This window comes from Citrobacter sp. Cc139, from assembly GCF_030334645.1.
GTDB lineage: Bacteria > Pseudomonadota > Gammaproteobacteria > Enterobacterales > Enterobacteriaceae > Citrobacter > Citrobacter werkmanii.
On the sequence record NZ_JAOWDM010000092.1, the window covers coordinates 351,510 to 371,777 of the forward strand.

17 protein-coding genes and 1 riboswitch are annotated in these 20,268 nt (G+C 55.6%); of the genes, 4 read left to right on the top strand and 13 right to left on the bottom strand.

The window, feature by feature from the left end; translation table 11 throughout:
- Position 1 precedes the first annotated feature (1 nt).
- Positions 2-514 (bottom strand): molybdenum cofactor biosynthesis protein B, encoded by a 513-nt coding sequence (gene moaB / locus OGV69_RS20835; protein WP_003035187.1) that lies wholly within the window; start codon positions 512-514, stop codon positions 2-4.
- Positions 515-532: 18 nt separating this feature from the next.
- Positions 533-1,522, bottom strand: coding sequence for a GTP 3',8-cyclase MoaA (gene moaA, locus OGV69_RS20840; protein WP_069323202.1), 990 nt, complete (start codon positions 1,520-1,522; stop codon positions 533-535).
- Positions 1,510-1,655, bottom strand: a riboswitch (molybdenum cofactor riboswitch). It overlaps the preceding gene by 13 nt.
- Before the next feature lie 289 nt (positions 1,656-1,944).
- Between moaA and yvcK the strand changes: the two genes are divergently transcribed.
- Positions 1,945-2,853 carry a uridine diphosphate-N-acetylglucosamine-binding protein YvcK gene (yvcK, locus tag OGV69_RS20845; protein WP_038639050.1) on the top strand — a complete coding sequence of 303 codons (909 nt, stop codon included), beginning with the start codon at positions 1,945-1,947 and terminating at the stop codon, positions 2,851-2,853.
- Between the two features lie 92 nt (positions 2,854-2,945).
- Here the strand turns inward: yvcK and uvrB are convergent, their stop codons facing one another.
- The 5 genes from uvrB to bioB form a co-directional block, all read right to left on the bottom strand.
- The gene (uvrB, locus tag OGV69_RS20850; RefSeq protein WP_038639047.1) at positions 2,946-4,967 is read right to left on the bottom strand and encodes an excinuclease ABC subunit UvrB; all 2,022 of its coding nucleotides are present in this window, start codon (positions 4,965-4,967) and stop codon (positions 2,946-2,948) included.
- Positions 4,968-5,584: 617 nt separating this feature from the next.
- A complete protein-coding gene (gene bioD, locus OGV69_RS20855) occupies positions 5,585-6,283 on the bottom strand; it encodes a dethiobiotin synthase (RefSeq protein WP_069323201.1) in 699 nt (232 codons plus the stop codon).
- Positions 6,276-7,031, bottom strand: coding sequence for a malonyl-ACP O-methyltransferase BioC (gene bioC / locus OGV69_RS20860; protein ID WP_069323200.1), 756 nt, complete (start codon positions 7,029-7,031; stop codon positions 6,276-6,278). The genes bioD and bioC overlap by 8 nt, the downstream gene beginning before the upstream one ends.
- A complete protein-coding gene (bioF, locus tag OGV69_RS20865) occupies positions 7,015-8,172 on the bottom strand; it encodes an 8-amino-7-oxononanoate synthase (protein ID WP_069323199.1) in 1,158 nt (385 codons plus the stop codon). The genes bioC and bioF overlap by 17 nt, the downstream gene beginning before the upstream one ends.
- Complete coding sequence (gene bioB / locus OGV69_RS20870) at positions 8,169-9,209, bottom strand: biotin synthase BioB (RefSeq protein WP_069323198.1); 1,041 nt, start codon at positions 9,207-9,209, stop codon at positions 8,169-8,171. The genes bioF and bioB overlap by 4 nt, the downstream gene beginning before the upstream one ends.
- 76 nt (positions 9,210-9,285) lie before the next feature.
- Here bioB and bioA point away from each other — a divergent pair, with 76 nt between their 5' ends.
- Positions 9,286-10,575, top strand: coding sequence for an adenosylmethionine--8-amino-7-oxononanoate transaminase (bioA, locus tag OGV69_RS20875; protein WP_069323197.1), 1,290 nt, complete (start codon positions 9,286-9,288; stop codon positions 10,573-10,575).
- A gap of 57 nt (positions 10,576-10,632) precedes the next feature.
- A complete protein-coding gene (locus tag OGV69_RS20880) occupies positions 10,633-11,109 on the top strand; it encodes a kinase inhibitor (RefSeq protein ID WP_038639028.1) in 477 nt (158 codons plus the stop codon).
- 95 nt (positions 11,110-11,204) lie between these two features.
- On the opposite strand, the gene hutH is transcribed toward OGV69_RS20880, so the two are convergent.
- From hutH to hutI, 5 genes are all read right to left on the bottom strand, one after another.
- Positions 11,205-12,725, bottom strand: coding sequence for a histidine ammonia-lyase (gene hutH, locus OGV69_RS20885; RefSeq protein ID WP_069323196.1), 1,521 nt, complete (start codon positions 12,723-12,725; stop codon positions 11,205-11,207).
- Between the two features lies 1 nt (position 12,726).
- Entirely contained in the window at positions 12,727-14,412 is a 1,686-nt protein-coding gene (gene hutU, locus OGV69_RS20890; RefSeq protein ID WP_069323195.1) for a urocanate hydratase, read from the bottom strand.
- Between the two features lie 137 nt (positions 14,413-14,549).
- Entirely contained in the window at positions 14,550-15,269 is a 720-nt protein-coding gene (locus OGV69_RS20895; RefSeq protein ID WP_038639017.1) for a histidine utilization repressor, read from the bottom strand.
- Between the two features lie 86 nt (positions 15,270-15,355).
- The gene (hutG, locus tag OGV69_RS20900) at positions 15,356-16,297 is read right to left on the bottom strand and encodes a formimidoylglutamase (protein WP_069323194.1); all 942 of its coding nucleotides are present in this window, start codon (positions 16,295-16,297) and stop codon (positions 15,356-15,358) included.
- A complete protein-coding gene (gene hutI / locus OGV69_RS20905) occupies positions 16,294-17,517 on the bottom strand; it encodes an imidazolonepropionase (RefSeq protein WP_069323193.1) in 1,224 nt (407 codons plus the stop codon). Before hutI ends, hutG begins: the two co-directional genes overlap by 4 nt.
- 224 nt (positions 17,518-17,741) lie before the next feature.
- Here hutI and OGV69_RS20910 point away from each other — a divergent pair, with 224 nt between their 5' ends.
- Positions 17,742-19,025 (top strand): putative acyl-CoA thioester hydrolase, encoded by a 1,284-nt coding sequence (locus tag OGV69_RS20910; RefSeq protein WP_069323359.1) that lies wholly within the window; start codon positions 17,742-17,744, stop codon positions 19,023-19,025.
- Positions 19,026-19,107: 82 nt separating this feature from the next.
- Here the strand turns inward: OGV69_RS20910 and pgl are convergent, their stop codons facing one another.
- Positions 19,108-20,103: a 6-phosphogluconolactonase gene (gene pgl, locus OGV69_RS20915; RefSeq protein ID WP_038639009.1), complete on the bottom strand. Its 996-nt coding sequence runs from the start codon at positions 20,101-20,103 to the stop codon at positions 19,108-19,110.
- Between the last annotated feature and the right edge of the window lie 165 nt (positions 20,104-20,268).

Sequence of the window (20,268 nt, forward strand, 5' to 3'; positions counted from 1 at the left end):
CTTATTTCTTCAAATGTGGGTGGAAATTACACGGACGCGTACGGGCATCAAGCTGCGGCGCAATGATATTTTCCCAGGCGGTACGGCACGCTTTGGTCGACCCCGGCATGGCGAAAATCAGCGTTTTATTCGCAACCCCGGCAATTGCCCGGGATTGCAGCGTCGCGGTACCGATCTCTTCAAACGAGAGCATACGGAATACTTCGCCAAAACCTTCAACTTCTCTGTCGAACAGCGGTTGCAACGCTTCCGGCGCCTGGTCACCTTCGGTCAGTCCGGTGCCGCCGGTAATGAGCACAACCTGCACATCGTCACTGGCAATCCAGGCGGAAACCTGGGCACGGATGGCATAACGGTTCTCTTTGACAATCGCCTTGTCAACAATCTGATGGCCCGCTTCCTGCGCCGAGTCACGCAGGTAGTGACCGGAGGTGTCATCCTCTTCGCCGCGACGGTTGGAAACAGTAAGAATAGCAATGCGTGTCGGGATAAATTCAGCGCTTACCTGACTCATGGAAACTCCTTTTAGCGATCAGCCGCCAATGTAAGATAAGTTTTGCGTAATACCGGTATTGTTCTGATGCAGGAAGTGGGTCTGCTTTTTCTCCAGCAGCGCGGTTGAAATGCGTTCTTCCAGCGCGGATTGCTGAGCGTCATCTTCCAGCAAGTCACGCAGGCTTACGCCGCCTTCACCAAATAAACACAGATGAAGCTTGCCGACAGAGGAAACGCGCAGACGATTACAGGTGGCGCAAAAGTCTTTCTCATAAGGCATGATCAGACCAATTTCGCCAGCATAATCAGGATGGCAGAAAACCTGAGCCGGACCGTCGCTGCGCAGGCGAAGCTGGTGGATCCAGCCGCGACGCAGAAGCTCATCGCGCAGTACTTGCCCTGAGATATGATGCTTACGGAAAAGTGCACTGCCCTCCCCCGTTTCCATCAGTTCAATAAAACGCAGTTGAATAGGACGAGGTTGGATCCACGCCAGGAAGGTGTCCAGTTGATGATGGTTTACATCGCGCATCAACACAGTGTTGACTTTGACTTTTTCAAAACCGGCTGCAAAGGCGGCGTCAATGCCCGCCATCACCTGCTGAAATTTGTCCTGCCCGGTAATGGCGTGAAACTGACGGGCATCGAGACTGTCGACGCTGACGTTGAGTGCCGTCAACCCGGCATCGCGCCAGGCGGCGGCATCGCGCGCCAGACGATAACCATTGGTCGTTACCGCAATCTGACGGATAGCGTCGTTTTCACGCACGGCGGCAATAATGTCGGTAAAATCGCGACGTAATGAGGGTTCGCCCCCTGTCAGGCGCACTTTTTCCGTCCCCAGACTGGCGAACGCACGGGTGACGCGGCGAATTTCATCAACGGTCAAAAAGCCGTTGTTGGTGACCCCGCCGGGCTTATAGCCATCCGGCAGGCAGTAGGTGCAACGAAAGTTACACACATCGGTAATCGACAAACGTAAGTAGTAAAACTTACGCGCGAAAGCATCGGTAAGTTGAGAGCCCATGTACACCTTTCCAAATACGGGAGACGCAGTCATTTCTTCCTGCGCCCTGGTGACAATCTCGTTCGAGAATTGCCACGGCCAAAGCACCGTATCATTTGACCCAGGTGCAGAGGCTAGAGTGTTTATACTCATCATACTTTGAGTACGTAGTGGTTATGCCGATACTAGCGTGTAAATGGCGATAATGCCAAGCACACTTACGCTGTATAAATACGTATATAGCGGCATGATCGTGCAATTTCGCTACAGAATAAGCAAAAACCACAGTTTTGCATTGATATACATCATCTTGCTGTCAGGTGCATGTCGTCAGAAAGGAGTAGATCGCCGAAAATTAATTTCGGCAAATGCCAACTGGATAATTGCTGAAAACACGCTATTTACGGTACTGTAGCGCCGATCAATTGATATCAGGAAACTCTATGCGCACTCGCACGCTGGCAGATTTAGATCGCGTTGTCGCTCTCGGCGGAGGGCATGGATTAGGACGCGTTCTCTCCTCACTTTCCCCTTTAGGTTCACGACTGACGGGTATCGTCACCACCACCGATAATGGCGGCTCCACGGGGCGTATTCGTCGTTCTGAAGGCGGCATCGCCTGGGGGGACATGCGTAACTGCCTGAACCAGTTAATTACCCAACCCAGCGTTGCATCCGCTATGTTTGAATACCGTTTTGGCGGTAATGGCGAGCTTTCCGGACATAACCTCGGAAATTTAATGTTAAAGGCGCTCGATCACCTCAGCGTGCGGCCTCTCGAAGCTATTAATTTAATTCGCAACCTGCTGAAGGTGGATGCGCATTTAATTCCGATGTCTGAGCTGCCGGTGGATCTGATGGCTATTGATGATCAGGGGCATGAAGTCTATGGCGAAGTGAATATCGATCAGCTCACTATCCCACCTCAGGAACTGATGCTGTCGCCAAAAGTCCCTACCACGCGAGAAGCGGTTGAGGCAATCGCCGAAGCAGATTTGATTCTGATAGGACCAGGCAGTTTTTATACCAGCCTGATGCCGATCCTGCTGCTCGACGAACTGGCGCAGGCATTACGGCGTACACCCGCCAGGATGGTCTACATTGGCAACCTGGGTCGCGAATTAAGCCTGCCAGCAGCCAGCCTGACGCTTAACGATAAGCTGGCAATCATCGAACAGTACGTTGGCAAGAAAGTGATTGACGCGGTGGTTGTCGGCCCGAAAGTAGATGTTTCCGCCGTTACCGACCGCATTGTGATTCAGGAAGTGCTGGAAGCCAGCGATATTCCGTACCGTCATGACCGTCAGCTGCTGCACAGCGCGCTGGAGAAAGCGGTCCAGGCATTAGGCTGAGTGGCGTTGCCTGATGCGCTGCGCTTGTCAGGCCGACAAACGCAAGCCCCCCGTAAGCCGGATAAGGGGGTTACCCCGCATCCGGCACAGGATTACGATGCCGCAATAAATAACTCGCGCAGCTGATGCAACTGGTCGCGGATCGTCGCAGCCTCTTCAAATTCGAGATTCTGCGCATGCTGCATCATCTGCCCTTCCAACTCGTGAATCTTTTGCTGCAGGGCTTTTGGCGTCATATCCAGTTCCACAACGTCAGACTTCGCACCCGCACGTGACTTCCCTTTGCCCTTCGCCTTGGTCTTCGCAATATTCTGACCCAGCGCCAGAATATCGACCACTTTCTTGTTCAGCCCCTGCGGCGTAATACCGTGCTCTTCGTTATAGCGCTGCTGCTTCTCGCGACGACGTTCAGTTTCACCAATCGCCCTGGCCATCGAGGCGGTAATTTTATCGCCGTAGAGTATAGCCTTGCCGTTGATGTTACGCGCCGCGCGACCGATGGTCTGGATAAGTGAGCGTTCAGAGCGCAGGAACCCTTCTTTGTCTGCGTCCAGAATCGCCACCAGCGAGACCTCAGGCATGTCCAGGCCCTCACGTAACAGGTTGATACCCACCAGTACGTCAAACTCGCCCAGGCGCAGGTCACGAATGATTTCCATACGTTCCACGGTATCGATGTCTGAGTGCAGATAACGCACCCGCTCGCCGTGCTCTTCGAGGTATTCGGTGAGGTCTTCCGCCATGCGTTTGGTAAGCGTGGTGACCAGCACACGTTCGTTAATCGCCGCACGCGTGCGGATCTCCGACAGCAGATCGTCAACCTGCGTCGCCACCGGACGCACTTCTATCACCGGATCCAGCAGGCCGGTCGGTCGTACTACTTGATCAACCACGTCATCACCGGATTTCTCCAGCTCATAGTTCCCCGGCGTCGCCGAGACGTAGATGGTCTGCGGAGCCAGCGCCTCGAACTCTTCAAATTTAAGCGGGCGGTTATCCAGCGCCGAGGGCAAACGGAATCCGTATTCGACCAGGGTCTCTTTACGCGCCCGGTCGCCACGGTACATACCGCCAATTTGCGGGATAGTGACGTGGGATTCATCCACTACCAGCAGACCATCAGCCGGCAGGTAATCAAACAACGTCGGCGGCGGCTCGCCTGGACCGCGTCCGGACAGATAGCGGGAATAGTTTTCAATCCCCGAGCAATAACCCAGCTCGTTCATCATTTCCAGATCGAACTGTGTACGCTGGCTTAAGCGCTGCTCTTCCAGCAACTTGTTATTCGCCAGCAGATTTTTACGGCGGTCTGCCAGCTCGACTTTAATTTCTTCCATCGCCTGCACGATACGTTCGCGCGGCGTGACGTAGTGCGTTTTAGGGTAGATGGTATAGCGGGAAATGGTCGATTCAACCTGCCCGGTAAGCGGGTCAAACAGCGACAAACGCTCGACTTCCTCATCGAATAGTTCCACGCGCAGCGCAATGTCGTCGGATTCAGCCGGGAAAATGTCGATAACTTCACCGCGCACGCGGAAGGTACCGCGCTGGAATGCCTGATCGTTACGGGTATATTGCAGCTCCGCCAGACGACGCAGGATCGCGCGCTGGTCAATGATCATCCCCACCGTCAGATGCAGCATCATTTTAAGATACAGGTCCGGGTCTCCCAAACCATAAATGGCGGAAACCGACGCCACCACAACGACATCCCGACGTTCCAGTAGCGCTTTGGTCGCCGACAGACGCATCTGCTCAATGTGTTCGTTGACCGAGGCATCCTTCTCGATGAAGGTATCAGAACTCGGTACGTAAGCTTCCGGCTGATAATAGTCGTAGTAGGAGACAAAATATTCCACCGCGTTTTCCGGAAAGAACTCTTTCATCTCGCCATATAGCTGCGCGGCAAGCGTCTTGTTAGGCGCCAGCACCATGGTAGGACGCTGTAGGTCCGCAATCACATTCGCGATGGTGAATGTTTTCCCCGATCCCGTCACCCCCAGCAGCGTCTGATGCGCCAGACCGTCCTCCAGACCTTCTTCCAGGCGACGTATCGCCTCAGGCTGATCGCCAGAGGGTTTAAAAGCGGAATTTAGTTTGAACGGTTTACTCATGAGCAGCTACCTGAAGCAATGGGCGGGCAGGTGTGTAATTTTACTCGCAGTCGTATATTTTGCCAGTAAAATATACTGGATGAAAAAACAGTAACGCGCCAGAATATTTCTGTTACACCCGCAAAATAGCCGTGACTGCAGGCCAAAATTTGCCCCCAGACAAGATAAAACACCAGCAAAAATGTGTTATCCCCAAACCAATGCCTTTTTTAACATTTGTCAAGCGAGCCGATGAAAGTTTTATGACAACACATGACACTTCTGCGACAGCCATTGATTTTATCTAACTATCTGTAATTTAAAGATTATTATCTCAAGCCGTCTTTCGCATCAATTTAGTCGCAGGCCGCGTCTTCTCTCGCTTACATTGTGTTTTCTAACCCTAATGCACAAGGTTATCCACAGGAATAGTGGATAACTGCTTCCAGCCCGTGTGGACTGTAGCCTGGCAAAAACACCCTGACTCTCTTTTCCGCTGGGCTAAAAAAAAATTATCGCTATTTTTTGATATTTATCAGCTAACGAGGCGGCCAGGGAGAGCCGAGATCTTGCTCGCATTTTCACCATTTTCTTGTCCGCCTACTGCAATAGCGACCAGCGTTATTTCCCGTCTCGATTCAACCAACTGATGCCCTCAAAGACAAAATGCTGAGATCGAGATAACGTCCGGTCGATGCCTGCTCAGGAGCTTCTGCCAGCCAGGGAATTTCCCCCAGCAAAGGTGCCGGGATCACGCGCTTTAGCGTCGCCATGTATTCAGCATGACGTTTGCCGGGCGGCGTCACATCATTGGCTACCCATCCGGCAAGCGTCAGTCCGGCCTGCTGCACCGCCTGGGCGGTCAGAATGGCGTGATTGATGCAGCCGAGCTTAACGCCAACCACCAGAATCACCGGCAACTGTTCTGTTTTGACCCAGTCGGAAAAACTCAGCGTTGGCGAAAGCGGCGTAAACCATCCACCAGCCCCCTCCACCAGTACCCAGTCAGCCTGCGCTTCAAGCGTGCGTAACCCTGCAGACATCACGGAAGCCAGAATGGGGCGACCTTCGTCGGCGCTGATGATATGCGGCGAGGTAGGTTCAGCGAAGCAGTAGGGATTAATCGCCGCATAGTCCGCCGTCACAGCGCTATTGCGCTGTAATGCCAACGCATCGCTGTTTCGCAGGCCATCAGCCGTCATTTCACTGCCCGACGCCACGGGCTTATAGCCAACGGCGCGCAACCCCATTTGTCCTGCCGCCTGGAGCAGCGCACAGCTGGCGACAGTTTTACCGACTTCGGTATCTGTCCCGGTGACAAAATACGTTTTAGCCACGTTGAATCACTCCTAAAAAAAGATGGTAGGTCAGCGGATATTTCCCTTGCTGACAGGGCCAGGCTAGCTGTAACTGGCGCAACTGTGAGCGCGTCAGCACACGTTGCTCGCGCCCATCATGCAAATGCGTCGCGCCAATGCCTTTCAGCGAACGCATGGCGCTCAACGCATCGTCAAACCACATCGTGACGGCATGAGACTGGTATTCAACATCCCAGCCATACAGGGCGTTCTCCAGTTGCGCCACGGGTAAAAAACGGTTGGCATGCTCCCGATCGTCAACCGCCTGCCAGGCCTGACGAAGTTCCGGCATCGAACCCTGCGCCAGGGTACTAAACGCCACCGTCCCGCCAGGACGCACCACCCGGTAAAGCTCGCTTAACGCGCCGCGCAGGTTGTCACACCACTGTACGGCCAGATTACTCCAGGCCAGGTCAAAGCTCGCGCTTGCCTGCGGGATGTCTTCGATATCTGCCAGCAGATAATGGTGGGCGACATCGTGACGCTGCGCTTCAGTCAGCATTTGCGACGACAGATCCAGCGCGCAAACCTCGCTCCCCTGCTCACGCCAGTAGCGACTCATACGTCCAGGCCCACAGCCCGCATCCAATACCTGCGAGAACGTGCCGCCATCCAGTAACGCCAGTAACGCATCGGCACTTTGACGCTGTAGCTCTGCGTGTTGCTCATAGTGGGTGGCCGCGCGGCCAAACGCGGCGGCAATCGCCCGTTTATTGACCTGCGCCATGCAACACCTCCAGTAGACGATCGATATCCTGCACCTCATGCGCCTGGGTCAGCGTCAGCCGTAATCTGGCCGTACCGGCGGGCACCGTCGGCGGGCGAATTGCCGTCACCCAACATCCCTGTTGCCGTAGTGTGTCCGCCAGTTGCAAGGCTTTATGGTTATCGCCAACAATCAGCGGCTGAATAGCACTGGTTGAATTCGCCAGCGTTAAGCCCGGCGTATTCACCCCAGCGCGAAAACGCTGGATTAGCATCGCTAACTTTTCCCGGCGTTCATCACCTTCACGGCTGCGGATCACCGCCAGCGCGGCGCGCAGGGCCTGAGCCTGTGCCGGAGGCATACTGGTGCTGTAGATCAGATGACGGGCAAACTGCAACAGATAGTCGGCCACGCTGTCAGAACACAGGATTGCCGCGCCGCTGACGCCAAATCCTTTGCCAAACGTCACCACTAACAGTTCGGGTTTCACCTGCTGTCGCCAGCAGGAACCGCGTCCTTCTTCACCGGTTACGCCAACGCCGTGCGCATCGTCCACCAGCAGCCACGCACCGTGTCGTTCCGCCACCGCGTGGATTTCAGCGAGCGGCGCGCTGTCGCCATCCATGCTGAATACGCCTTCAGTGACCACGAGCTGCTGCCCCGGACAGGGGGCAGTCAGCAGACGCTCCAGATGATGCGGATCGTTATGGGTAAAGCGACGTAGAACAGCCGGGCTAAGGCTGGCGGCCTCCAACAGCGAGGCATGGCTAAGCCTGTCGGCGACAATACGATCGTCTTTTTCCATCAATGCGGCTATCACCGCCTGATTAGCGGCAAAACCGGAGATAAATAACAGCGCCCGCGAATAGCCCAGCCACTGCGCCAGCTCTTCTTCCAGCGCCTGGTGAGCCACGGAATACCCGCTGACATGACCCGAGCCGCCGCTGCCGACGCCAAAACGTTCAGCTCCCTGCTGCCACGCGCAGATAATCTGCGGATGGTGGCTCAGGCCAAGGTAGTCGTTGCTGGAGAAATTCAGATACTGGCGGCCGTCGGCCTGCAGCCAGCGACCGGCGCCCTGGGTCACCGCATAGCGCTGCCGCCACGCATCAGCGCAACGACGCGCCGTGAGCGCATCGCCAATTTTTTGCTGCCAGGTCATACGGTTGCCGCGTTGTAGTAATCATCGGTATCCGGGGTACGCAGCGCCTGCTCGAGACGTTGTTGTTGTTCGTTATCCCCCGCCAGCACCGCCGTTTGCTGCGGGTTGAGACCCAGCTTGCGGAACAACAGCAAATCTTTATCTTCGTTCGGGTTCGGCGTGGTCAGCAGTTTGCAGCCGTAGAAAATCGAGTTAGCGCCGGCCATAAAGCACATCGCCTGGGTTTGCTCGTTCATCTGCTCGCGCCCGGCGGAAAGACGCACGTAAGAGGTTGGCATCATGATGCGCGCCACGGCGATGGTACGGATGAAATCAAACGCGTCGACGTCGTCGTTATCAGCAAGCGGCGTGCCCTTCACCTTCACCAGCATGTTGATCGGCACGCTTTCCGGCGGTGTCGGCAGATTGGCTAATTGCAGCAGCAGACCGGCGCGATCGGTGACCGTTTCGCCTAATCCGACAATACCGCCTGAGCAGACTTTAATCCCGGCTTCACGCACTTTATCCAGCGTATCCAGACGTTCCTGATAAGACCGGGTAGTGATGATATTGCCGTAAAACTCCGGCGAGGTGTCGAGGTTATGGTTGTAGTAATCCAGTCCCGCGTTGGCCAGGCGCTGAGCCTGAGTTTCGTTGAGCGTTCCCAGCGTCATGCAGGCTTCCAGCCCCAACGCTTTCACACCCTGAACCATCTGTTCCAGGTAAGGCATATCGCGCTCGTGCGGGTTCTTCCACGCCGCCCCCATGCAAAACCGCGTTGAACCGGCCTGCTTCGCCTTACGCGCCGAGTCCAGTACCTGTTCCACTTCCATCAGGCGTTCCGTTTCCAGACCCGTTTTATAGCGGGAACTTTGCGGACAATATTTGCAGTCTTCCGGGCAGGCGCCGGTCTTAATCGACAACAGCGTACTGACCTGTACCTGCCGCGGATCGAAGTGCTGACGATGAACCTGTTGCGCTTCAAACAGGAGATCCAGCAGTGGTTTTTCAAATAATTCGGTGACTTGCGACATTGTCCAGCGAGAAGAATGAGCCATATTGGTATACGTTTCGTTGTCAGTTTGGTGTAGACTCGTAAACCTAAATCTTTTTAATTTGGTTTACAAGTCGATTATGACAACGGACGATCTTGCGTTTGACCAACGCCATATCTGGCACCCTTACACTTCCATGACCTCCCCATTGCCGGTGTATCCGGTGGCGCGGGCCGAAGGTTGTGAACTGATTTTAGCCAGCGGCGAGCGGCTCATTGATGGGATGTCATCCTGGTGGGCGGCAATCCACGGTTACAATCATCCGCAGTTGAACGCCGCAATGAAAACGCAGATTGACGCCATGTCGCACGTGATGTTTGGCGGCATTACCCATGCCCCGGCCATTACGCTGTGTCGCCAACTGGTGGACATGGCACCCGAAGCGCTGGAGTGCGTTTTTCTCGCGGATTCAGGTTCGGTCGCGGTGGAAGTGGCGATGAAAATGGCGCTGCAATACTGGCAGGCCAAAGGGGAATCTCGTCAGCGTTTCCTGACATTTCGTAACGGCTATCACGGCGATACCTTCGGCGCGATGTCGGTCTGCGATCCCGACAACTCAATGCACAGTCTGTGGAAAGGGTATCTGACGGAAAACCTGTTTGCGCCTGCGCCGCAAAGCCGCATGGGCGGCGAGTGGGACGAACTGGACATGGTGCCTTTTGCCCGCCTGATGGCCGCGCATCGTCACGAGATTGCGGCGGTGATCCTCGAGCCAATTGTGCAAGGCGCTGGCGGTATGCGCATGTACCATCCTGAGTGGTTAAAGCGTATCCGTAAGATGTGCGACCGGGAAGGCATCCTGCTGATTGCCGATGAGATTGCCACCGGATTTGGCCGCACCGGCAAGCTGTTTGCCTGTGAACACGCCGATATTACGCCGGATATTTTGTGTCTCGGCAAAGCATTAACCGGCGGAACGATGACCCTTTCCGCGACCCTGACCACCCGTCTGGTCGCAGAAACCATCAGCAACGGCGAAGCGGGCTGCTTCATGCACGGTCCGACCTTTATGGGCAATCCGCTGGCTTGTGCCGTCGCCTCCGCCAGCCTGTCGCTACTCAACACCGGCGAGTGGCGCTCGCAGGTCGCGACCATTGAAGCGCAGTTGCGTGCAGAACTCGCCCCGGCGGCAGACTCCAGCCGGGTCGCCGACGTGCGCGTGCTCGGCGCCATCGGCGTGATAGAAACCACCCAGCCGGTAAATATGGCGGCACTACAGAAGTTCTTTGTCGAACAAGGCGTGTGGGTACGACCGTTTGGTAAGCTGATCTATCTGATGCCGCCGTACATTATCCAGCCCGAGCAGTTGCGCCGCCTTACGCAAGCCGTCAATGAGGCTGTGCGCCATGCAACATTTTTTAGCGATTAAACAGCGGTAAGCTCTACGGTTTCTGGCTACACTTTTTGGCTAACGAGAGGAGTCAGTATGAAACTAATCAGTAACGATCTGCGCGATGGGGAGAAGCTTGGGCATCGTCACGTCTTTAACGGCATGGGATATGACGGGGATAATATTTCCCCGCATCTGGCATGGGATGATGTGCCCGCCGGGACTAAGAGCTTTGTCGTGACCTGTTACGATCCTGATGCACCCACCGGCTCCGGCTGGTGGCACTGGGTAGTCGTTAATCTGCCTGCGGATACCCGCGTTCTCACGCAAGGCTTCGGCTCCGGGCTGGTTGCACTGCCGGACGGGGTGATTCAGACCCGTACGGATTTTGGTAAAGCCGGTTATGGCGGCGCAGCGCCGCCGAAGGGGGAAACTCATCGCTATATCTTTACGGTTCACGCGCTGGATGTAGAGCGTATTGATGTCGATGAGGACGCCAGCGGCGCGATGGTTGGATTTAATGTTCACTTCCACTCGCTCGCCAGCGCCTCGATTACCGCAATGTTTAGTTAATCTCTGTTGGGCCGGATATCGGCTTCGCCTCATCCGGCCTACAAAGCAGATCGTAGGCCTGATAAGACGCGTTAGCGTCGCCATCAGGCAATTTTCTACAGAAATTCGGGCAGCAATTTCAACAACGTTCCTTGCGCTAACAGTTCGGTCGCGGACTCAATATCCGGGGCGAAAAAGCGATCCTGCGTATAGTGGGCAACCTGCTCGCGTAGCGCCTGGCGCGCCTGCTCCAGCAATGGACTTGAGGTTAACCCTTCACGTAGATCGATTCCCTGACACGCCGCCAGCCACTCGACGGCAATCACGCCGCGCGTATTCGCCGCCATCTCCCACAGCCTGCGACCCGCCGCCGGCGCCATAGACACATGATCCTCCTGGTTGGCGGAGGTCGGTAAGCTGTCTACGCTGTGCGGATGCGCCAGCGCTTTGTTCTCGCTCGCCAGCGCGGCAGCCGTGACTTGCGCAATCATAAAGCCGGAGTTAACTCCGCCATTTTTCACCAGGAAAGGCGGCAGTTGCGACATGTGTTTATCCATCATTAACGCAATGCGTCGCTCCGATAATGCCCCGATTTCCGCAATCGCCAGCGCCAGGTTATCCGCCGCCATCGCCACGGGTTCAGCATGGAAGTTGCCGCCGGAAATCACATCGCCTTCTTCGGCAAACACCAGCGGGTTGTCGGAAACCGCGTTGGCTTCCACCAGCAGAACATCCATCACCTGGCGCATTTGCGTCAGACATGCCCCCATCACCTGCGGCTGACAGCGCAGGGAATACGGATCCTGTACTTTTTCACAGTTATGATGCGACTGCGAAAGCGCGCTGGAATCCGTCAACACATGGCGGTACAGCGCCGCGGCGTCAATCTGTCCGCGTTGTCCTCGCGCGGCATGAATCCGCGCGTCAAACGGACGACGGGAGCCCAAAACGGCTTCGGTGGTCAGCGCCCCGCACACCGTCGCCGACGCAAACAGTTCCTGAGCTTCAATGAGTCCACGCAGCGCAAAAGCCGTCGAAGCCTGAGTCCCGTTAAGCAACGCCAGCCCTTCTTTCGCCTCCAGCGTTATCGGCTCCAGCCCGGCCTTTTTCAGCGCTTCGGTCGCCGGGAGCCATTCCCCCTGCCAGCGCGCCTTCCCTTCACCCAGCAGCGTCAGAGACATATGCGCCAACGGCGCCAGGTCACCCGATGCCCCCACTGAGCCTTTCGCCGGGATCAGCGGATACACCCCGGCATTCACCAGCGCAATCAGCGCTTCAATCACGCTCAGGCGAATACCGGAAAAACCGCGCGCCAGGCTGTTGATTTTCAGCACCATAATCAGACGCACCATCGCGTCGTCCAGCGCCTCGCCGACGCCAGCCGCATGAGAAAGCACCAACGAGCGCTGTAAATTCTGCAAATCTTCTGTGGCGATACGGGTCTGCGCCAGCAGGCCAAAACCGGTATTAATGCCGTATGCCGTACGGCCTTCAGCAACAATGTTATTGACGCAGGCGACGCTTGCATTAATGGCGTCAATCGCGTTGGCATCAAGGCTTAGCTGGACCGGCTGCTGCCAGATGTCACGAAGTTGTGCAAAAGTCAGTTGGCCCGGCGTTAATGTCATGGTATTCATCTCAGCGTTTCCCCTGCGTCGCAGCGACCATCGGCAAATTCAGCCCTTCTTCAACGGCACATTCCACCGCAATATCATATCCGGCGTCAGCGTGGCGCATTACACCGGTAGCCGGATCGTTATGCAATACCCGGGCAATACGCGCAGCGGCTTCATCGGTGCCATCACAAACAATGACCATCCCGGCATGCTGGGAGAAACCCATTCCCACTCCGCCGCCGTGGTGCAATGACACCCACGTCGCGCCGCTGGCGGTGTTCAGCAGCGCATTCAGCAGCGGCCAGTCGGATACGGCGTCAGACCCGTCGCGCATGGCTTCGGTTTCGCGGTTCGGGCTGGCAACGGAGCCGGAGTCCAGATGGTCACGACCAATAACAATTGGCGCGGACACTTCGCCGCTGCGCACCATTTCATTAAACGCCAGCCCCAGCTTCTGCCGCCATTCCAGGCCGACCCAGCAGATACGCGCCGGTAAGCCCTGGAAGTTAATCCGCTCACGCGCCATATCCAGCCAGTGATGCAGGTGTTTATCGTCAGCGACGATCTCTTTCACTTTGGCATCGGTTTTATAAATATCCTGCGGATCGCCGGAAAGCGCCACCCAGCGGAACGGGCCAATGCCACGACAGAACAGCGGTCGAATATACGCTGGCACAAAACCGGGGAAATCAAAGGCGTTTTCCACGCCCATCTCTTTGGCCATCTGGCGAATGTTATTGCCGTAATCAAACGTCGGTACGCCCATTTTGCTAAAGGCCAGCATCGCTTCGACATGCGTTGCCATTGAGCGTTTCGCCGCCTGCACCGTGCCCTGCGGATCGGACACCGCTTTCGCCTGATACTCTTCCCAGCTCCAGCCGGACGGCAGATAACCATGCAGCGGATCGTGGGCGCTGGTCTGGTCGGTCACCATATCCGGACGCACACCACGTTTCACCAGCTCCGGCACAACGTCGGCGGCATTCGCACACAGCGCAATGGAAACCGCTTTACCCTCACGGGTGTACTTATCGATACGCGCCAGCGCATCGTCCAGCGATGTCGCCTGCTCGTCCACGTAACGGGTACGCAGACGGAAATCAATGCGGCTTTGCTGACATTCAATATTCAGCGAGCATGCGCCCGCCAGCGTCGCGGCTAACGGCTGCGCCCCGCCCATGCCGCCCAGCCCGGCGGTTAACACCCAGCGTCCGCTCAGGTTACCCTGATAATGCTGACGTCCGGCCTCAACGAAGGTTTCATACGTCCCCTGCACGATGCCCTGGCTGCCGATGTAGATCCAGCTCCCGGCGGTCATCTGACCGTACATCGCCAGCCCTTTGGCATCCAGCTCGTTAAAGTGTTCCCAGGTTGCCCAGTGCGGAACCAGGTTGGAGTTAGCAATCAGTACGCGCGGGGCATTGTCATGGGTTTTGAACACACCGACCGGTTTACCCGACTGGACCAGCAGGGTCTCATCGCTCTCCAGTTGCGTCAGCGCATTGACGATGGCGTCGTAACACGCCCAGTCACGTGCGGCGCGACCAATCCCGCCGTATACCACCAGCTCATGCGGATTTTCCGCCACGTCGGGATCCAGATTGTTCATTAACATGCGCAGCGGCGCTTCGGTCAGCCAGCTTTTGGCCGTTAAGGTAGTGCCACGCGGGGCACGAATATCCTGCTGACGATATTTGCTATGGGACATGACAGAAAACTCCTCGCGAACGTCGTATAGATAAGTAACATATACTTGTCTATACAAGTTGCTGCAAGGGTGATTTTAACAATTAAGATACATTTTTATTATATTGCGTCAGCAATCACGGTTTTGGTATCCCGACATCAGGACATAAACCGTCCTTGCAGGCGATAGCGGGAACCCGGAAACAGCAAACGGGCATGAGAGACAATGGATGATGCGGACCAGGTTTTGCGGCGGATCAGCAAGCAGGGATCGTGTTCTTTGATTTTCAGCAACGCGCACTCTTCCGCACTGGCGCGTACCGCTTCGACAATGTGCTCACCTTCCGTTAAAGGGGCGATCAGCGACAGGTAAGCGTGAGGCGTGGTCTGGCTGTAATCCTGCGCCAGATACTCCGGCACAATCTCCGCATTGACACAGCGATCTTCAATTTGTACCGGCAAATCGTTCTCGTAGTGCACCATGATGGAGTGAAAAATGGGGGTGCCTTCTTTAACGTTTAACACTAAAGCCTGCTGCGCATTTGCCTGGGTTCTTTCCAGCGTCAGAACCTCACAGCGGTGCTGATGCTGACGCGCGTTGATTTCATCCGCAATACTGCGAATTTCAAACAGCGCAGACTGGCCTTTTGGCTCGGCGACAAACGTCCCCACCCCCTGCAAACGCACCAGCAACCCCTCATCCGTTAACTCACGCAGCGCCCGATTGATGGTCATGCGGCTAAAACCATACTGTGCCACCAGCTCTGCTTCAGACGGGATACGATCGTGAGCTTGCCAGATACCGCTGGCAATCTTTTCGCTGATCTCCTGCTTTACCTTTTCGTAAAAAGGAGCTGGAGCAGAACGGGATGGGAGCATGCGTGTGCCTTCCTTAAGCTGAAATGTGAATGGGTATAGTTTACAGACATTACCCGAACCTGATAAGCGTAACGCCCTCAGGCATGTCAGCGCCACCAGTGCGCGATTTGCCAGCCTAATCGCGCCGCAACGCGTGCCGCTCTGCCATCATCGTCAAAGCGTGGATTAAATTCAACCATATCCACCGCCTGCAGTTTACCGCTACGACAAAGGGGTTCAATCAGCCCCAACAGCGTCGCCAACGGTACGCCCAGCGCGGCGGGCGCTGACACCGCGGGCATTTCCCAAACCGGCAGTACGTCAAGGTCGATAGTCAGATAGATGACATCCACGCCAGAGGCAAACTGCGCCAGTTGGGCCTGTGCCGAATCACAGTGCAAATCTTCCACCACCGTGACACCAAGCCGCTGCGCTTCATACCACAGCGCCTGGGTATTTGCCGCCCGACTGACGCCGATACAGGCATAGTGAAATCCGCGTTGCTGTTCATCGCAAAGGTGCGCCAGCTGGCGAAACGGCGTACCAGATGTGGCCTGTTCGGCATGACGCAAATCGAGATGCGCGTCGAGATTGATGATGCCCACTTTTGCCTGCGGGAACGCATCCAGCACGCCAGCGCCATGGGCAAACGCGGTTTCGTGTCCTCCCCCCAGTACCAGGGTACGCATTTTCGCCTGCTGACAGCGCTGTACCGCCTTGCGTAGCGCTTGCTGCGCCCCCTCAAGATCGGGGGCCTGCGCCACAATATTCCCCAGATCCACCAGCCGCTGATGCCCGTCGTGACTGGCTAAATTCGCCAGCGCTTTACGTAGCGCATCTGGCGCTCCGGCGGCTCCCGTACGCCCCTGATTACGTTTAACGCCTTCATCACAGGCAAAACCAAGTAGCGCTATCTGCTCAGAGTGCATTTCCGGTGAAAACGCCGGACTCAGCGTGATAGTCTGAAACAGGCGCAGCGCAGTCGGCGACTCGGCGCGGTCATCTCGCCCCTGCCATAGCGCAGGAGACGCAGGTTGCCAGTTAGTCATGCAGGTTGTCCTTTGAATACACGTTGGTAGAGCGGGTTACGCCCGGGCTCATAGAGGATCTCGACCGGGAGTTCGGCATCCCACACCACAAAATCAGCCACAAACCCGGCCTTCAATTGACCGTGAGAGGCATGACGTCCCAGCGCCCGGGCCGCATGACGGGTGACGCCAGCCCACGCTTCTTCCGGCGTTAAGCCAAACTGGACGCAAGCCATGTTCATCGCCCAGTGCAGACTGATAAACGGACTGGTGCCAGGGTTGAAGTCGGTCGCCACCGCCATCGGCACCTGATATTGCCGTAACAGCTCTACCGGCGGACGCTGTTGCTCTTTGAGGAAATAGAAAGCGCCGGGCAACAACACCCCAACCGTACCGCTTTGGCTCATCGCCGCCACGCCCGCTTCATCGAGATATTCAATATGATCGGCGGATAAACCGTGGTAGCGGCTCACCAGTTGAGCGCCGCCGAGCAATGACAGTTGTTCAACATGCGCTTTGATCGGGATGCCCAGCGCCTGAGCGGCCTGAAACACCCGCTCACTTTGCGCCAGCGTAAAACCGACGCTTTCGCAGAACAGATCGACGGTCTCGAACAGCCCTTGCTCCCACAACTGCGGCAAAATAGTCTCGCATACCAGCGTAATATAGCCGTCAGGATCGCCCCGGTATTCCGCAGGGGTAGCATGGGCGGCCAACAGCGTCGGGCTTATTTCAATCACATCCTCCGCCGCCAGCGCTGCCACCACACGTAAAATTTTCTCTTCTGTCTGCAAATCCAGACCATAACCAGACTTTATTTCCAGTAGCGTAACGCCTTCTTTGATTAACCGCTCCATTCTCTGATGCGCTATATGAAGAAGTTGTTCATCAGTGGCGCTACGGGTCGCCGACACGGTGGCATTAATACCGCCCCCCTGGGCGCTTATCTGCTGATAAGAAACACCGTTAAGCCGCTGCTCCCATTCACCTGCGCGATTCCCGCCAAAGACCAGGTGCGTATGGCAGTCGATCAGGCCAGGCGTCACCAGCCGGCCCTGCATATCAAGAGTATTGTCATGTGTGAGGTATAACGAAGACTCCGGCACAATAGCGCGAATCTTACCCTGGCGGACGATCAACGCATGTCCATCCACCAGCCCATACGGGTTATCACGTTCAGGATCCATGGTCGCCAGGCGAACATTGCGCCAGATAACATCATCAGGGAAGAATTGCTGCATTTGACTCACCACTTGTCATAAGTTGTATAGACATTTATTTTTGATTCGGCGGATGTTGTCAACCTGGATGAGCATAATTGTTATCTATTTGTGATATAAGGTCTCTCCGCGCCGGGCATTACGGCGATAAAAAAGAACTTTTTACCTTTTAACCTTCCCGTTTCGCTCAACTTAGTATAAAAAAGCAGGCTTCAATGGATAACTTTCAAAGCCCGGAGCAACCTGTGAACATATCATCAGTTTCCCGTCTGGCGCTGGCAATGGCTTTTGGCGTGACGCTGACCGCCTGTAGCTCTACACCGCCCGATCAAATTCCTTCCGATCAGACCGCGCCAGGCACCGCTTCGCGCCCGATTCTGTCGGCCAATGAAGCGAAAAACTTCGTCGCCGCGCACTATTTTTCCGCGCTGACGCCAAACACCGCGCCGTGGAGCCCTTCTGCTATTACTTTGCCCGCGCAGCCTGACTTTGTCGTTGGCCCGGCAGGTACCCAGGGCGTGACGCATACCAGCATTCAGGCCGCGGTTGATGCGGCAATCATCAAACGTACCAACAAACGTCAGTACATCGCGATCATGCCGGGCGAATATCAGGGCACGGTCTATATCCCGGCAGCGACAGGTAGCCTGACGCTTTACGGTACTGGCGAAAAACCGCTGGATGTGAAAATTGGCCAGGCCATTGACGGTGATATGAGCACCGCTGACTGGCGTCGTACGGTGAACCCGGGCGGTAAATATATGCCGGGCAAACCAGCGTGGTATATGTTTGATAATTGCCAGAGCAAGCGCGGCACCAATATTGGCGTGATGTGTTCTGCGGTCGTTTGGTCGCAAAATAACGGTCTGCAATTGCAGAACCTGACCATTGAAAACAACCTCGGTGATAGCGTTGATGCAGGGAACCATCCGGCAGTCGCACTGCGTACCGATGGCGATAAAGTACAGATCAACAACGTCAACATCCTGGGTCGCCAGAACACCTTCTTCGTGACCAATAGCGGCGTACAAAACCGTCTGGAAAACGATCGTCAGCCGCGTACGCTGGTGACGAACAGCTACATTGAAGGCGATGTGGATATCGTGTCTGGTCGTGGCGCGGTGGTATTCGATAACACCGATTTCCGCGTTGTGAACTCCCGTACCCAGCAGGAAGCGTACGTGTTTGCACCGGCTACCCTGTCAAACATCTACTACGGTTTCCTGGCTATCAATAGCCGCTTCACGGCAAGTGGTGATGGCGTGGCGCAACTGGGCCGCTCGCTGGATGTTGATTCTAACACCAATGGACAGGTGGTTATTCGCGACAGCGTGATTAACGAAGGCTTTAACATGGCGAAACCGTGGGCTGACAGCGTTATCTCAAAACATCCCTTTACCGGTAATACCGGCGCGGAAGATGATAAAGGCGAAATCCAGCGCAACCTGAACGACACCAATTTCAACCGCATGTGGGAATACAACAACCGCGGTATTGGTAGCAAAGTGGTTGCAGAGCCTAAGCAGTAATTGCCATTCTCTGATGTAAACCCGGCAGACTCATGCTCTGCCGGGCAATGTGCCGGATACTCATCCGGCATTAGACGCAATATTAGTACGCGTTAACCACCACCCACATCGGGCCTTGTCCTACCGCGTAACGACCTTTCTCCGTCAGCAATCCTTGTTCGCCAGCTATCTCGTACACCGCGATGTGATGAGATTTTTGCCCGGCGGCAATCAGGTATTTACCGCTGTGGTCGATATTAAAACCGCGTGGTTGCGTTTCGGTCGGCTGGAAGCCTTCTTTAGTCAGCACGCTTCCGTCTTCTGAGACGCTAAACACCGTAATCAGACTGGCGGTACGATCGCAGGCATACAAATGACGACCATCCGGCGTAATATGAATATCTGCCGCCCATCGGGTATCGGAGAAATCAGCAGGCATCATATCCAGCGTCTGTACGCATTCAATTTTGCCGTGCGGATCTTTCAGTTCCCAGACGTCAACAGAGCTGTTCAGCTCATTCACGCAATAGGCGTATTGCTTATTCGGATGGAACACCATATGACGCGGACCCGCGCCTTCCACGGTGGTCACTTCTGCCGGCTCCTGCGCGACCAGATGACCATCATCACTGACGTCAAACAGACAGATACGATCCTGTTTCAATGCCGGAACCCACAGAGTACGGTTATCCGGAGAGATGTTGGCCGAGTGGCAACCATCCAGACCGTCAACCACATCCAGGAGCTCCACCGGCAGACCATTTTCCAGACGCGTGACGCTGACGCTGCCCGCATTATAGGAACCGACAAACACGAAGCGCCCCTGATGATCGGTAGAAATATGCGTCGGACTACCCGGCAGCGCAGACTCCGCAACGAAGGTCAGCGCACCGTCATCAGGCGCAATACGATATGCCAGAACACGAAACTCCGGACGCACACCGACATAGAGATAGCGCTTATCCGGGCTGACGACCATCGGCTGTACCTGACCCGGTACATCAACCACCTGGGTCAGCGTCAAAGACCCATCGTGATTCAGGCTCCAGACATGAATTTGCTGACTCTCAGGACTGGCGGTATAAACGGTTTGTTTCATGAATACTCCTTTGCTTGTTGGCAGGTGGCTGCAATTGCCTGACACACGCCTAAGGTAGACGCTTTTAACGGTGAATGCTTAATCAAGACTCAGAATTTTGTCCGGCTCCCGTCTCGGTGTACCATTCCAGCAGACACAATTCTCAACCTTAATCTGGAAAAACCT